General features: G+C 75.9%; 11 protein-coding genes and 1 pseudogene. 2 read left to right on the top strand and 10 right to left on the bottom strand.

Annotation, left to right across the window (positions count from 1 at the left end; translation table 11 throughout):
* Nucleotides 1-17: 17 nt before the first annotated feature.
* The 5 genes from O7619_RS15000 to O7619_RS14980 form a co-directional block, all read right to left on the bottom strand.
* Nucleotides 18-479, bottom strand: coding sequence for a DUF948 domain-containing protein (locus O7619_RS15000; protein WP_181567772.1), 462 nt, complete (start codon nucleotides 477-479; stop codon nucleotides 18-20).
* A gap of 146 nt (nucleotides 480-625) precedes the next feature.
* Nucleotides 626-1,243 (bottom strand): hypothetical protein, encoded by a 618-nt coding sequence (locus tag O7619_RS14995; protein WP_282288836.1) that lies wholly within the window; start codon nucleotides 1,241-1,243, stop codon nucleotides 626-628.
* A 2,615-nt stretch (nucleotides 1,244-3,858) separates the two neighbouring features.
* Nucleotides 3,859-5,358, bottom strand: a complete 1,500-nt coding sequence (locus tag O7619_RS14990) for a replication-associated recombination protein A (RefSeq protein ID WP_282288506.1) — start codon at nucleotides 5,356-5,358, stop codon at nucleotides 3,859-3,861.
* A gap of 74 nt (nucleotides 5,359-5,432) precedes the next feature.
* The gene (locus tag O7619_RS14985; protein WP_018785054.1) at nucleotides 5,433-5,645 is read right to left on the bottom strand and encodes a hypothetical protein; all 213 of its coding nucleotides are present in this window, start codon (nucleotides 5,643-5,645) and stop codon (nucleotides 5,433-5,435) included.
* A 62-nt stretch (nucleotides 5,646-5,707) separates the two neighbouring features.
* Nucleotides 5,708-6,277 carry a GNAT family protein gene (locus O7619_RS14980; protein ID WP_282288504.1) on the bottom strand — a complete coding sequence of 190 codons (570 nt, stop codon included), beginning with the start codon at nucleotides 6,275-6,277 and terminating at the stop codon, nucleotides 5,708-5,710.
* A 26-nt stretch (nucleotides 6,278-6,303) separates the two neighbouring features.
* Between O7619_RS14980 and O7619_RS14975 the strand changes: the two genes are divergently transcribed.
* Nucleotides 6,304-7,044, top strand: a complete 741-nt coding sequence (locus O7619_RS14975) for a GNAT family N-acetyltransferase (protein ID WP_282288502.1) — start codon at nucleotides 6,304-6,306, stop codon at nucleotides 7,042-7,044.
* Nucleotides 7,045-7,831: 787 nt separating this feature from the next.
* Here O7619_RS14975 and O7619_RS14970 read toward each other — a convergent pair.
* From O7619_RS14970 to O7619_RS14950, 5 genes and pseudogenes are all read right to left on the bottom strand, one after another.
* Nucleotides 7,832-9,055 (bottom strand): annotated as a pseudogene (locus O7619_RS14970) (MFS transporter); the annotation flags it as partial.
* Nucleotides 9,052-9,675 carry a helix-turn-helix domain-containing protein gene (locus O7619_RS14965; protein WP_282288500.1) on the bottom strand — a complete coding sequence of 208 codons (624 nt, stop codon included), beginning with the start codon at nucleotides 9,673-9,675 and terminating at the stop codon, nucleotides 9,052-9,054. The gene O7619_RS14965 and the pseudogene O7619_RS14970, both read right to left, overlap by 4 nt.
* 70 nt (nucleotides 9,676-9,745) lie before the next feature.
* Nucleotides 9,746-10,555: a sugar nucleotide-binding protein gene (locus O7619_RS14960; protein ID WP_282288498.1), complete on the bottom strand. Its 810-nt coding sequence runs from the start codon at nucleotides 10,553-10,555 to the stop codon at nucleotides 9,746-9,748.
* Nucleotides 10,555-12,360, bottom strand: coding sequence for an aspartate--tRNA ligase (gene aspS / locus O7619_RS14955; RefSeq protein WP_282288497.1), 1,806 nt, complete (start codon nucleotides 12,358-12,360; stop codon nucleotides 10,555-10,557). Before aspS ends, O7619_RS14960 begins: the two co-directional genes overlap by 1 nt.
* 83 nt (nucleotides 12,361-12,443) lie before the next feature.
* Nucleotides 12,444-13,301 (bottom strand): hypothetical protein, encoded by an 858-nt coding sequence (locus O7619_RS14950; RefSeq protein ID WP_282288496.1) that lies wholly within the window; start codon nucleotides 13,299-13,301, stop codon nucleotides 12,444-12,446.
* A 247-nt stretch (nucleotides 13,302-13,548) separates the two neighbouring features.
* Here O7619_RS14950 and O7619_RS14945 point away from each other — a divergent pair, with 247 nt between their 5' ends.
* Entirely contained in the window at nucleotides 13,549-14,175 is a 627-nt protein-coding gene (locus O7619_RS14945) for a hypothetical protein (RefSeq protein WP_282288494.1), read from the top strand.
* Nucleotides 14,176-14,225 lie beyond the last annotated feature (50 nt).

Raw genomic sequence — 14,225 nt, 5'->3', positions numbered from 1 at the left:
GCGTACGCCGGCCGGGGTCAGCGGTTGCCGCGCTTGGCGGCCCGACGCTGCTGCTTGATGGTGTCGCGGACCTCGCGCTCGGTCTCGGCGTGCCGGCGGGCGGAGGCGGCCTTGCGCACGCCGTACCCGAACGCGGCCACCTTGACCAGCGGGTTCGCGGCGGCGGCGGAGACCACCGTGGCCAGGTTCGCCACGTTCGCGGTGACGTTCTGCGCGTGGCTGGTCATGGTGTCCACCTTGGCGAGCTGGAGGTTCACCCCGTCCAGCGAGGTCTGCACCTGCTCCAGCGCGGTGTTGACGTTCTTCACCGTGGTGTTCACGTCACCGAGCAGCGGCCCGGTGCGGTCGTTCAGGTCACCGATCATGCGGGTCGTCGCGTCCACGGTGTGTCGCAGCCGCAGGATCGGCACCGCAAGCACGAGCACCAGCATCAGGAACGCGCCGGCCGCGATCAGCGCAGCGATCTCTCCACCACTCACGCGCATGTCCTCCTCAAGCATTGTTCCGGGGCACGACGCCCCGGAACGCGCGACCGTTCCTACCCTTTTCGCGCCACACCGACCCGGTCACCGGGCGCGGGCGGGCGCGCCAGCCCCAGACCCTACCGTCCGTGATGGAAGTCGGCTCATGACGGTGAGGGGGTCGGCTCACCGAGGGGGTCGTCGGTGAGGGTCGGGTACGGATCCTCACCGGTGAGTGACGGATCGGTGGTCGGGGTCGGCCCGGTCCGCTCGTCGTCGATCGCGTTGCGCACCTTCACCGACACCAACGAGCCGGTACAGGTCTCCGCTTCGGTGGTGGGCGGGGCGGACGGCGCCGGCTCCCCGTCCACCGGCGGCGGCGTGCAGGCGGGGTCGCGCACCCACAGGTCGAGCGTGAGTTCGTCCCGCCGCCAGCAGGTGTAGCTGCCCTCGACCTTCTCCTCCGGGCAGCGGTCGACCTTCCAGCGTCGCCAGCCGTCCTTGGCCAGCGCCTGCTCGTAGACGGCGACGGTCTGCTTCCACCCCTGCTCCGACTCGACCGCGCGTTCCCGCAGCCGGCAGTCCTGGAGACACCAGCGGCTGCCGCTGACGTTGTCGACCGTCTTCGTCGCCGCCCAGGACGGCACGTCGAGCGCGTCGAGGGTGTCGAAGACCGGGTCGTGGCTGAGCGTCCGCATCCCGAAGTAGAGCGGCACCGCCCCCAGCAGCACGAGGCTGACCAGGGCGAGGACACCCATCCGCAGCCGACGCCGCTCCCGCATCTGCCGCCGCAGCTCGGAGCGGGCGCCGCGCGGGCCGTCCGCCTCCGGCTCGTCCTCGACCGCAACCGGGCCGGCCGCTCGTGGCGCCGGTCCGTCGCCCGCACCGGGCCGCGCCCCCGCCGGCTCCCCCGGCGGTACGACCGCAGCCGCCCGCGCCACCGCCGGCGCGCCGCTGGTCGGCGCTCCGACAACCAGCGCACCCGGGGCAGCGGGCCGACCCGGTTCCGCCGTGGGCGGGACGGCCCGACCGGTCGTCCGCTCGTCCGACCCGGCCGGACGGGCCACGCCCGCAGCCGCCCGGGCCACCACCGGCGCGGCAGCCGCACGCGGTCCCGGCGCCGCCGCCGGCCCGGGTGCGCCACCGGGTACGCCGCCCGGTGGGACGGCGCCGTCAGGCCGCGCCGGCCCACGACCGTCGCCGGTCGGCCGAGCCGGCCCACGACCGTCGCCGGTCGGCCGAGCCGGCCCGCGACCGTCGCCGGTGGGCCGGGCCGGGGCCGCGCCCGGCCCGGGAACGGGACGTCCGGCACCGGGCGGGCGACCGCCGGCGCGCGCCGGATCGCCGGCGGCACGGTCACCACCTACCGGCGGCACGCCGGCACGCGCCGGACCGCCACCAGCCACCGGGGGGACGCCTGGGCGCGCCGCGCCTCTGGCGGGCTGGCCGGCTCGGACCGGCGGCACGGCCGGGCCGGGCTCTTCGGGGCGTACCGGCGGCGCGGCGGCACCGGCCCTCGCGCCCGGACCACGATCGGCGCCGCTCGGGCGTCCGGTCGGCTCCTCGACCGGCGGGCCGGCCGGACGGCGAGTGGCCGGCAGGGCGGGATCGGTGTGCGACGTACGGCCGGCCTGCCGCAGCCAGTCGGCGGGGCGTTCCGGCCGCTGCGGGCGGGGTTCACCCGCCTCGTCTGCCGGCCGGCGCGGAGTCCGGGCCGGCTCGGTGGCGGATTCGACCCCGCCGGGCCCGGCCCCTTGACCACGGTCCGCGGCGCGGCGCGGCGCGGCCGGCCCCGCGACCTGCACCGGGCCGCCGGAGACGGGCGCGGTGGCGCTGGGAAGGGCCGGGGCGTTTCCGCTGCGCGGCACGACCACCGGCCGATCCGGCTCCCCGGCGGATCGGCGGCCGGCGCCCTCGGGCGCCGCTCGATGGCTGGTGCCGGAGACCGACGGCGGCATGTCGTCCGGTCGCGCACGTCGGCCCGCGCCGGAGACCGGCCGCACACCTGCCGGCGGCATGTCGTCCGGTCGCGCACGGTGACCCGGGCCGGGGACCGGCGGCGCGCCCGCCGGGTCGTCGTCGGGTCGCGCCCGCCGACCCGCGGCGCCGACCGGCGCGTCGTCGCGTCGCGCGCGACGACCCGCCGGCATGTCGGCCGGCACGTCATCCGGCCGCGCGCGCCGGCCCGCGCCGGAGGTCGGTTGGATGCCGCCGGGGTCGTCATCCGCGTCGGGCCGTGCCCGGCGTCCACCCGGGCCACGCCGGACCGCCGGGTCGAGTGCGGCCTGGTGTACGTCGGTCACCTGTGCGCCGTGCCGGCCGCGCGGGGTGGGGGGCGTCGTCAGTCGGGGGTCGTCGGCGTCCCCGGCCGGCGGCCGACCCGGGGCCGGGTCGACCGGCCCGCGGTCGGGCACGGGCCCGCCAAAGCCCGGACCGTTCGGAGGCGCGCCCCGGGGACCGGTCGGGCCGGCGGGCCGGCCGGGGACCGGCGGTTGCGGGCCGGTGGGGCCGTCCGCGCCGCGACGGGACGGCCGACCGTCCGGCCGGGGCGCCTCGGGCACTCCGGGCCAGGGGCCGTCCACCGGACGACGCGGGCCGGTCGGGTCGGAGCCGGAGGGGTGGACGGGCGGGGGCCCGTCGGGGCCGCGCCGGGCGACCGGGGCACGGGGGTCGGCCCGGTCGACGCCCGGAGGCGGCTGCGGGCCGGGACGGCCGGCGCCCCGAGGAAGGTCTCCGCCGGGACGGCCGACGCCCGGGGCCGGTGCCGCGCCGCGCCCACCGCTCACCGGCGGCATCGTCGCCTCGGGCCGGCCGGTGTGCTCAGGTCCGCCCGGGTGGGTACGGCCGGGAGCCTGCGACGCGGGACCGGCCGGGCCGGCTGCCGGTGACGGACCCGGGCGGACTCCCGCCGGCGGCTGCGGCCCTGGCCGAGTCTCCGCCGGAGCCTGCGGATCCGGCCGAACCGACGCCGGAGGGTACGGACCTGGCCGGCCGGGAGCCGGAGTTTGCGGGCCCGACCGGCCAGGAGCCGGAGCCTGCGGGCCCGACCGGCCAGGAGCCGGAGACTGCGGGGTCGGCCCGCCGGTTGCCGGTGGTGCACCGGGGCCGGGCCCGGCGGGCCCCGGAGGTGCCGCGTCCGGCCGGGGCGGACGGCCCGGATCGGGCGCGGGGGCACCGGGCCGAGGCGGCGCGCCAGCCGGCGCGTCCCCGTCGGGACCCAGCTCGCCACGCTGCTGCTTGGCCGTACGCAGGTCGTCGATCCAGCCGAACTCCTCGCCCGGCACCGTCTGCTCCGGCTCGGCCTCGGCCCGACCGCGCCCCCACCGCCGTCCCTTGGCCCGCGGGTCACGCCGCTCGTCGGGGCCGTCCGCCGGCCGATCCGGACTACGCGCCATCACTACTGACCCCCCTCGGCGGCGTCGCCGCCGCCCTCGTTCGCCCCGCCGGTCGACTCGGTGCCGTGCGCCCGTGCCCCGGTCGCGGCTGCCGGCGCACCGGCGTCCCCCCGCGTGACAGGTGTGGGCAACCCGCGGACGATCCGGCGCAGCACCGGCAGCCGGGTGGCCACCGTCCGCTCCGCGCCGTGCCCACTCGGCCGGTAGTAGTCGGTCCCGACGAGATCGTCCGGAGCGTACTGCTGGGTGACCACCCCCCGGTGGTCGTCGTGCGGATAGCGGTAGCCCGCACCGTGCCCGAGACCACGCGCGCCGGCGTAGTGGGCGTCGCGCAGCCCGCGCGGCACCGGACCGCCGCGACCGGCGCGGACGTCGGCGACGGCGGCGCCGATGGCGGTGGTGGCCGAGTTCGACTTCGGGGCGGTGGCCAGGTGGATGACCGCCTGGGCGAGGTTGAGCTGCGCCTCGGGCAGGCCCACGTATTCGACCGCGTGCGCGGCGGCGGTGGCCACGGTCAGCGCGGCGGGATCGGCCATCCCCACGTCCTCGCTGGCGAAGATCACCATGCGGCGGGCGATGAACCGGGCGTCCTCGCCGGCCACCAGCATCCGGGCCAGCCAGTGCAGCGCCGCGTCCACGTCCGAGCCGCGCATGCTCTTGATGAAGGCGCTTGTCACGTCGTAGTGGGCGTCGCCGTCCCGGTCGTAGCGGACCGCCGCCACGTCGACCGCCTGCTCGGCCACGCCGAGGTCGATCCGGCCGGCGCCGGTGGCGGTCGCGGTGGCCGCCGCCGCCTCCAGCGCGGTGAGCGCCTTGCGGACGTCTCCGCCGGCGAGCCGGACCAGGTGGTCTTCCGCCTCCTCGGTCAGCGCCAACGCGCCGCCGAGCCCACGCTCGTCGATCACCGCACGGCGCAGCAGCCCGCGGACCGCGTCGTCGTCGAGCGCCTGGAGCGTGAGCAGGACACACCGGGACAGCAGCGGCGAGATGACCGAGAAGTAGGGGTTCTCGGTGGTCGCCGCGAGCAGGGTGACCGTGCGGTCCTCGACGGCGGCGAGCAGCGAGTCCTGCTGGGTCTTGCTGAACCGGTGCACCTCGTCGATGAAGAGCACGGTCGGCGGACCACCGGAGCGACGCTGTCGTCGGGCGGCCTCGATGACCGCGCGGACGTCCTTGACCCCGGCGGTCAGCGCGGACATCGCCACGAAACGCCTGTCGGTGGCGCGGGCGACGAGGTGGGCGATGGTGGTCTTGCCGCTGCCGGGCGGGCCCCAGAGGATGACCGACATCGGCGCCGCGCCCTCGACAAGCTGCCGCAACGGCGCGCCGGGAGCGAGCAGATGGTCCTGCCCGACCAGCTCGTCGATGCCGGCCGGCCGCATCCGCACCGGCAGCGGAGAATCCGCCCGGGTGGCAGTGAACCCGTCGCCACCGCCGAGAGCCGCGGGAGCGTCGGGCGCTCCGGCGGGCTCGCCGAGGGTGAAGAGGGCGTCGGATTCCATCCCGAGAACAGTACCGGGCCGAGCCGACGACGCCGGAATCGCGCCGCCGACCCGGCCCGGGTGGTCGTTTCCGGTCAGCCGCGACCCGGACGGCGACCCCGGTACCAGCGACCGCCGCCACCGCCGCGCGGGCCGGAGCCGACCCCGGCCAGGTAGAGCGAGAGCAGCAGGAAGCCGATCAGCATGAGGGTCGAGGTGCTGAACAGATCCGGGGCGCCGAGGTCGGTGTTCATGAAGTCGAGAAGCAGCGCGAAGCCGAACACGATGGCCGCGAGAATGGCGAGCATGTCGTTCCTCCGGTGGGGGTTCCCAGTAGGTCGGCGACGGATGTACCCGATCGGTCTGTTCGTCAATCTCCAGGGTGGAATCGGTCGGTGGCGAGGATCGCGTACCGCGCCGAGTCCCGCCAGCGGCCCCGCACGAGGAGGTGGTCGCGACTCACCCCCTCCGGACGCAGGCCGGCCTTCTCCAGCACCCGTCGGGACGCGACGTGGTCGGGCCGCATGGTCGCCTCCACCCGGTGCAGCCCCACCTGCCCGAACGCGAGATCCAGCAGCAGTCGCGCGGCCTCCGTGCCCAGGCCGGTGCCCGAGAGCGCGGTACGCACCGCGTAGCCGATCTCGCCGCGCCGGTGCTCGACCGACGTCACCGTCAGCACACCGAGGCCGACCAACCGGTCGCCGTCGACCGCCGCGAGGCGGTATTCCGGGCGCGGGTCGCCGCCGGCCGTCTCCCGCCACGCTCGCAGCGCGGCACGGACCGCCCCGAGGGTGGGCGCCTCGTCGTCCAGCAGCCCGTCGGCCACGGCCGGCTCGGTCAGCAACCCGTACAGGGCCGGCGCGTCCGCGTCGATCCACTCGCGCAGCACACAGCGTGGGCCGCGCAGGTGGACCGCCCGGACGGAGCGGATGGGGGTCATGACCTCTCCTCTCGTAGGCTGGCGGCATGATCGCCGCCGACCAGGTGCTGACCGGACGGGACGCGCTGCTCGCCGCGGCCAACGACCACCCGTACGTCCGGCATGCGCTCCGGCGCGACCAGGTCGCGCGGGGATGGCGGCACGGGGACACGGTCGGTTGGCTGCTCCCGCCGGGCGGATTGTCGGCCGGTGGCGCGGTCGGCGCGCCCGGCCCGGCCCTGGACGTCTTCGCCGCCCTGTCGGCGGACGGGACGCTGCGCCCCGGCCAGTCGGTGAACCTGCCCCGCGTCACGGCCGCCGAGGTGGCCGCGCGTCTGCCGGTGGCCCGGACCGGCGAGTGGGACTTCCTCTGGACCGCCGGGCCGCCCGCGCGGCAGCCGGGACAGGAGCGGGTGGTCCGGCTCACCGGGGCCGACCACCCCGCGCTGGCCGCGCTCGTCGAGGAGGCATACCCCGGCACCACCTCCCGGCCGGGCGATCCGGGCATCGTCGACTGGTACGGCATCCGGGACGGCGAGCGCCTCATCGCCTGCGGCGCCGACCGCAGCCGGGGTGACATCGGTTTCCTGGCCGGGCTGACCGTGGCGCCCGGGCATCGCGGCCGGGGGCTGGGCGCGGCGCTGACGACCGGGATGACACACGCCCTGTTCGCCCGGTACGACCACGTGGCGCTTGGCGTCTACACCGTCAACGTCGGCGCGACCCGGCTCTACCGCCGCCTCGGCTTCACCGGCACCGCGCCACGCACCACGGTCTACCTGGGCTGAGGCCCGGCGTGCCCGCACGCCCGCTCGCCCACCGCTCCACGATCGGCGGCTCCACGGACCGCGGCTCAACGGACGACGGCTCGGCGCACGGCGGCTCGGCGGCCTGCGGCGGCTCAACGCACGGCGGCTCGGCGGCGTGCGGCGGGAACCGGTTGGCGACGTGGCAGCGGGCCGGCGAACGGGGTGGGGCGACGCGACGGAGGCCGCCGGGTGGACGTACGTGTTGCTACAAACTTGATGGCACAGATGGATCGGGCGCTGTCCGCTCTCCCGGGGCCCGGCGTGAGTCGTTCGTGTCATCAAGTTTGTAGCCTCCGGTGACCTCGCCGCTCGGCGCGCCGGGCGACATCCGTCAACTGGACCGGCCTGCGACCCTTGCCCCAGCTCCGGCCCCCGTCCCGGCCCCAGCACCAGCACCAGCACCAGTCCCCGTCCCGGCCCCGGCCCCGGCCCCGGCCCCGGCCCCGGCCCCGGCCCCGGCCCCGGCCCCGGCCCCGGCCCCGGCCCCGGCCCCGGCCCCGGCCCCGGCCCCGGCCCCGGCCCCGGCCCCGGCTCCGGCTCCGGCTCCGGCTCCGGCTCCGGCTCCGGCGTCAGCTTCCGCGCCGGCGGATGGTGCCCTCACCGGAACAGCCACCGGACGCGGGCCGGCGGGACTCCCGTCGGGACCGGTGGCGAGGACCGGACCTACCCCGGGGGGCGCAACCTCGGACTCAGCGGCCCCGGACTCCGCAATCTCGGACTCGGCGGCCCCGGGCTCGGCAGCCCTGGAGCGCGCGGCGGCCCGGCTGGCGCGCCAGGCCGGCAGGTAGAGCGGCGCGGCCACGGCGAGCATCACGGCCCCGACCAGCATGGCGACGCTGATGCTCGTGGCGTCCGCCAGCGCGGTCAGCACCACCGCGCCGAGCGCACCGGCCGGCTGGGCCATCATCGAGTTCAGCGACAGGACGCTGGTCCGGTACGGGCCGTCGACCTGGCGGTGCAGCAGCCCCATGTGCAGCGGGTTCGACGCGCCGTGCACGGTGTAGCAGGCCAGGTAGGCGATGAGCACGCCGACCGGGCCGGCCAGCAGGCCCATGCCGACCACTGTCACGCCCTGGAGCACGCGCATCAGCGCGGCGGCCGGGGCGGCGCCGAGGCGGCGCAGCAGGAACGGGGTGAGCGCGGCGCCGGCCGCGTTGGCCAGCCAGGCTGCCGAGCCGGCGGGGCCGAGCAGCGCCGCCGCCCGGTCGGCGTCACCGACCACCTCGGACAGCCGGACCGGCAGCAGCGACTCGAACGTGACCATGCCGAAGCCCCAGAACAGCTCGACCGCGACCAGGGCCAGCAGGACCCGGTTGCGGCGCAGCAGGCCGACGGCGTGGCCGACCATCCGGGGCGCCTCCACCACCGAGGTGCGCAACGCGGCCGGGCCCGAGGCCGGGCGCTGCTCGGCCATGAGCGCCAGCAGCGCCACGATCGAGACCGCCTGGAGCACGACGGCGACGAGCACCGGCAGGGTCAGCGCGCTGACCGGCCCGATCGGGCCGAGCGTGACCAGACCGCCGCCGAGCAGCGCGCCGGCACCGATGGCGACGCCGATGACGGTGCCGGCCCAGCCGAGGCCGCGCTCGTACTCGGCGTCCGGGTCGGCAGCAAGCGTGGCGTCGACGTACCAGGACTCCAGCGGGCCGCTGTCGAGCGCCCGGTAGACCCCCTGCAACGCCCAGACCAGGAAGAACATCCAGAACGAGTCGGCCACCGCCATCAACGTCAGGGAGGCGAGGGCGACCACCCAGGCGACCAGCAGCACCGGTTTGCGACCGAGCGCGTCGGCGAAGCCGCCGGTGGGCAGCTCCAGCGCCAGCACGACCAGGCCCTGCGCGGTGGCGACCAGGCCGATCTGGGACAGCGTGAGCCCGCGCTCCTGCATCAGCAGGATCATCACGGTCATGAGCAGGCCGCTGGGCAGCCAGCGCAGGCCGTAGAGGGTGAGGTAGCGGGACCGGATCTGGCGTACGGACAGGGCGCTCACGGCTTCTCCTCGGTGCGGGGTGGGGTGAGGGGCCGCAGGTCGGCGGGGAGCGGGAGGGAGGCCAGGAAGATCTGCACCTGCTCGGCGCCGGGCTCGGCGGGGTCGGCCTCGGCGCGGTAGCGGTCGAGGATCCGCCACAGCTCGGCCTTGAGCGCTTCCAGCCGCTCCACCGGAATGGTCATGAAGATGTCGCCCATGCCGAGGGCGTCCCGCCAGGCCGGCGACCACTCGTCGCGGACGGCGAACCACCGCTGGGCGATCTCGGCGAACTGCCGCACCTGCTCGCCCTGGAGCCACTCGATCGCGGCGCGGGCGTCGGGGTCGTCGTCGAAGTCGGTGCTCTCCCAGTTGGTCACGTCGTGCGCGGAGCGCCAGAACCGCTGCCGTCCGCTGCCGAGGTCCGGGGCCTCCTCGACCAGCCCGACGTCGGCGAGCTGGCGCAGGTGATAGCTGGTCGCGCCGGTGTTGGTGCCGAGCAGCTCGGCGAGGCCGGTGGCCGTCGCCGGGCCGCGGACCCGCAGGGCGCCCAGCAGCCGGGTCCGCAGCGGGTGGGCGAGGACCCGGACCTGTTGGTGATCGAGCCGTACCTGCCGCGGCTCGGGCTTCTCCGCACGTCCCATGAATGCACAATAACTGTGCACAATTTCTGTGCACAAGACTCATGCAAAGAAATTGTGCAATCGAGGTCGGTCAGGCGAACAGCTCGGTGACGCCGCGCAGGCGGGTGCGGAGCAGGCCGGCGGCACGGGCCGAGTCGAGGCGTACCTCGACCGGGCGGTGCAGGCCGGCGGCGGCCGTGGTGGTGGTCCGCAGCCCGGCCGGGTCGACGCCGAGCCGGCGGGCCAGCAGCCGCCCGATGTCGGCGCGGCTGACCTGGTCCGGGCCGGCCACGTTGAGCGGGCCGGCCAGGTCGGTCGGCAGCAGCTCCAACACCGCCGCGGCCAGGTCGGAGACGTCGACCGGGCACCGGATCTCGTCGCTGAACAGGGTGGCCCGGCCGGCGAGCGCGTCCCGGCACCGCTGGATCTGCTTGCTCCCCTCCCCCAGGATCAGCGAGGTCCGCACCAGCAGCGCGCCCGGGTCCACCGCCCGCACCGCCGTCTCGGCCGCCGCCTTCGCCGCCCCGTACGGATACACCGGCGTGGGCGTCTCGTCGTCGGCGTACGGGGCCGGGCGGCCGGCGTGCAGCGCGTCGCTGGACAGGTGCACCAGCCGCGCGCCCACCTCGGCGGCGGCGGACGCGACGTGGGCCGCCCCGTCGGCGGTGACGGCCCAGTCGTCGAAGCGGTACGGGGTGCTGACGACCGCGTCGGGACGTACCCCGGTCACCAGCGCGCGCACGGCGGCGCGGTCGGTGACGTCGAGCCGGCGCGACGCGACGCCCGGCGCCGCGACGGCGGCCCGGTGGTGGGTGCCGACCACCCGGTGCCCGGCGGCGACCGCCTGGCGGCACACCTCTCCACCCAGGAACCCGCTGGCACCCACCACGAGCAGGTGCATCAGGTCGGGTCGGCCACCGGGGCGGCCGGGCCGGCGGTGCCGGCGTGCGGGGCGGCCGGGGCCTTCGGCTTGGCGTCGATGCCGGCCTCGGCGCGCTGCTGCCCGGTGATCGGGGTGGGCGCGCCGGTCAGCGGGTCGAAGCCGCCTCGGGTCTTCGGGAACGCGATCACCTCGCGGATCGAGTCCGCGCCGGCCAGCAGCATGCACACCCGGTCCCAGCCGAACGCGATGCCGCCGTGCGGCGGCGCGCCGTACTTGAACGCCTCCAGCAGGAAGCCGAACTTGTCCTGCGCCTCGTCGGCGGTGATGCCGAGCAGGTCGAACACCCGCTGCTGCACGTCGCCGCGGTGGATACGGATCGAGCCACCGCCGATCTCGTTGCCGTTGCAGACGATGTCGTACGCGTAGGCGAGCGCCCGGTCCGGCGCGGACTCGAACCGGTCCACCCACTCGGCGTTGGGCGAGGTGAACGGGTGGTGCACGGCGGTCCACCCGCCGTCGTCCGTCCGCTCGAACATCGGCGCGTCGACCACCCAGCAGAAGGCCCACGCGCTCTCGTCGACCAGCCCGGCCCGCTTGGCGATCTCGATCCGGGCCGCGCCGAGCAGCTCCTGCGCCTCCCGGGCGTTCGTGCTCGCGGCGAAGAACACCGCGTCGCCGGGCTTCGCGCCGACCGCGTCGGCCAGGCCCGCGAGGTGCGCCTCGGAGAGGTTCTTCGCCACCGGGCCGCGTGCCTCGCCGGTCTCCGCGTCGAGCACCACGTACGCCAGGCCCCGCGCGCCACGCGCCTTCGCCCAGTCCTGCCAGCCGTCCAGCTCCTTGCGGGTCTGCGAGGCGCCGCCCGGCATGACCACCGCGCCGACGTAGCCGCCCGCGTCGATCGCGCCGGCGAACACCCGGAACCCGGTGCCGCGCAGATAGTCGGTCAGCTCGGTCAGCTCGACGCCGTAGCGCAGGTCCGGCTTGTCGGAGCCGTACCGGGCCATCGCGTCGTGCCAGGTGATCCGCGGGATCGGCCGGGTGATCTCGTGGTCGGCCAGCTCGGACCAGAGCTTCGCCACGATCGCCTCGCCGAGGTCGATCACGTCGTCCTCGGTGACGAACGACATCTCGATGTCGAGCTGGGTGAACTCCGGCTGCCGGTCGGCGCGGAAGTCCTCGTCCCGGTAGCAGCGGGCGATCTGGTAGTAGCGTTCCATCCCGCCGACCATGAGGAGCTGCTTGAACAGCTGCGGGGACTGCGGCAGCGCGTACCAACTGCCCGGCTGGAGGCGCACCGGGACCAGGAAGTCGCGGGCGCCCTCCGGGGTGGAACGGGTGAGCGTCGGGGTCTCGATCTCCAGGAAGTCCCGCTCGTGCAGCACGGCGCGGGCGAGCTGGCTGGCCCGGGAGCGCAGCCGCATCGCCTTCGCCGGGCCGCCACGGCGCAGGTCGAGATAGCGGTACTTCAACCGGATGTCGTCGCCGGCCTCGACCTGGTCGTCCACCGGCAGCGGCAGCGGCGCGGCCTCGGAGAGCACCTCCAGCGCGGCGGCGGTCACCTCGACCTCGCCGGTCGGCAGCTCGGGGTTCTCGTTGCCCTCGGGCCGGCGGGTCACCTCGCCGGTGACCTTCACGCAGAACTCGTTGCGCAGCGCGTGCGCGTCCTCCTCGCGCAGCACCACCTGCACGACGCCGGAGGCGTCGCGCAGGTCGACGAAGACGACACCGCCGTGGTCGCGCCGGCGGGCCACCCACCCGGCGAGCGTCACCGTCGAGCCGGCGTCCGCGGCGCGCAGGCTTCCGGCATTGTGGGTACGGATCACGGCTGGTGTCTCCTCATCGTCGGGCTGCCCCCGCATTCTGTCAGCTCCGCGGAGCCGCCCCCGCGCCACCCGGCCGATCCGGCTCAGGCGTCCGGGATCTCCCAACCGGTCACCTGGAGTGTGGTCGAGCCGTCGTTGCTCACGCCCACCACCTCGATCAGCGCCATCCGCCACGGATCCCCGTGCGCCCGGGCGTAGGCGTAGTCGGTGGTGATGCAGATCGCCGTGCCCTTGCGCACCGGGATCCGCTGGGCCTCGCCGATCAACGCGGTGCGGATCTTTTTGGCGCATTCCTGGGGGGTCGTGCCGGCGCTGGCCGCGTCGGTGCCGTCCACCCCGTTCTCCAACCGGAGCGTCGAGGGTTCGTTGCCGCAGCCCCGGGTGAACCGGATGTCCGCACCGGTGGAGTCGTTCCTGGTCCGCGGCTCGTCCAGGTCCACGTACATCGAGTAGCTGCACGCCGCCTGGAGGACCAGCGGCTCCTTCTGGTAGCTGGGCCGGTAGACCGTCCGCTCGTCGAGCGCGGGCGCCTCGCCGGGAGAGCGGGGTGTGTCGTCGGGGGTGGTGCCCTCCGTCTCGGTGGGTGCGCTGCTGGTGGGAGGTGGGGCACTACCGCCCGGCTCGCCGTTCGCCGACGGGCTCGCCGCCGTCCCCGGTCGCAGCGCGATGTCCTTCGCGTCCTGCGCCTGGTCGATGGCCCGCCAGGCGAAGATCGCCGAGCCGAGGGCGAGCAGCAGCGCGAGTCCGGCGACGCCCAGCGCGAGCACGACGAGGCCACGGCCGCCCGAGCGGGGTGCGCTGGCGGGCCCACCGGCGCCACCGCCGGGAACACCGGACGGGCCGGGCATGCCGGGGCCGGACTGGGCTCCGCTGCCGGCGGAGGGCGGGTTCGCCTCCGGGAAGTTCGGCCGGGGGTCGTTCGGCCCGCGGGACTCGCTCATGGCTGCCTCTCCTGACAGTCGACGGTTCAACGAACTGCGGTTATCGCAGGATCAGCGCGATTGCGCTGTCGCCAAGCGGACAACACCGGCGAACAGAGTCGCTTGTGGACGGCGGCGATGATAGAAACACGGGCGCAATCGCGTCGGCCACAGACAACCGGGGAGAGGCGTGGCGACCGTCGACAACGAACCGCCCGTCGGGTCCGGCCGCCGTCGGGGCGGTGACGGGCCGAGATGGGTGCTGTGGGTGACCACCGTCGCCACGATCATCGGTGTCCTGTTCGCAGGCGCCGCGTTGCTGCGCGACTACTTCAACTGGGAACACACCGATCCCGAGGCGGGCCGGACCCCGACCGGCGTGACCGGCGCGCCGAGCCCGGACGCAAGCGGTGACCCGACCACCGGGCCCGCCACGGCCGCGTCCCCGACGTCCGGGCCCGCCGGGGTGCACCTGGACAGCCTGCCGGTGGAGTCGGGCGCCGGGAACATCGTCGCCCTACCCCGGGCGCTCAAGGGAACGGCCGGTCTGGACCGGGCGGTGGCCGTCCGCTGCCCGGAGAACAGCTCCGGCGACAAGCAGCGTGAGGTGACCTACGATCTGCGGCGTCGCTACCTGGACCTGACGCTCACCGTGCGGGCGCATTCTCCGGGTGACCCGCAGGCCCCGGTGCGGGTCACCGCGTACGCGGCGGTCCGCCGGCCGGACGACAGCGGAGTGGACCGGCTCCGGCGTGCGTTGGTGGACGCCCGGGAGGGCGCGCCGGGGAAGCTCGCCGCCGACGTGGCCGGTGCCGACGGTGTCATCCTGTCCGTGGAGTGCCAGTTCCCCGATTCGGTCGTGATCCTGGCCGACACCCGGGTCACCCCGGCCTGACCCGTCCGACGCCGCTCAAGCGCGGATCGGGTACACGCGGAACGGGCCGC

Source organism: Micromonospora sp. WMMD998 (genome assembly GCF_029581235.1).
Classification (GTDB): Bacteria; Actinomycetota; Actinomycetes; order Mycobacteriales; family Micromonosporaceae; genus Micromonospora.
Note: the sequence above shows the minus strand (reverse complement) of the source record. Positions and strands in the feature narration are given on the sequence as shown.

Bases quoted from the DNA above. Each gene is read 5' to 3' on its own strand.
- O7619_RS14995 (WP_282288836.1), bottom strand. From the start codon at position 1,243: ATGCGGGAGCGGCGTCGGCTGCGGATGGGTGTCCTCGCCCTGGTCAGC.
- O7619_RS14975 (WP_282288502.1), top strand. From the start codon at position 6,304: ATGATCGCCGCCGACCAGGTGCTGACCGGACGGGACGCGCTGCTCGCC.
- O7619_RS14960 (WP_282288498.1), bottom strand. From the start codon at position 10,555: ATGCACCTGCTCGTGGTGGGTGCCAGCGGGTTCCTGGGTGGAGAGGTG.
- O7619_RS14965 (WP_282288500.1), bottom strand. From the start codon at position 9,675: ATGGGACGTGCGGAGAAGCCCGAGCCGCGGCAGGTACGGCTCGATCAC.
- O7619_RS14985 (WP_018785054.1), bottom strand. From the start codon at position 5,645: ATGCTCGCCATTCTCGCGGCCATCGTGTTCGGCTTCGCGCTGCTTCTC.
- O7619_RS14980 (WP_282288504.1), bottom strand. From the start codon at position 6,277: ATGACCCCCATCCGCTCCGTCCGGGCGGTCCACCTGCGCGGCCCACGC.
- O7619_RS14950 (WP_282288496.1), bottom strand. From the start codon at position 13,301: ATGAGCGAGTCCCGCGGGCCGAACGACCCCCGGCCGAACTTCCCGGAG.
- O7619_RS14990 (WP_282288506.1), bottom strand. From the start codon at position 5,358: ATGGAATCCGACGCCCTCTTCACCCTCGGCGAGCCCGCCGGAGCGCCC.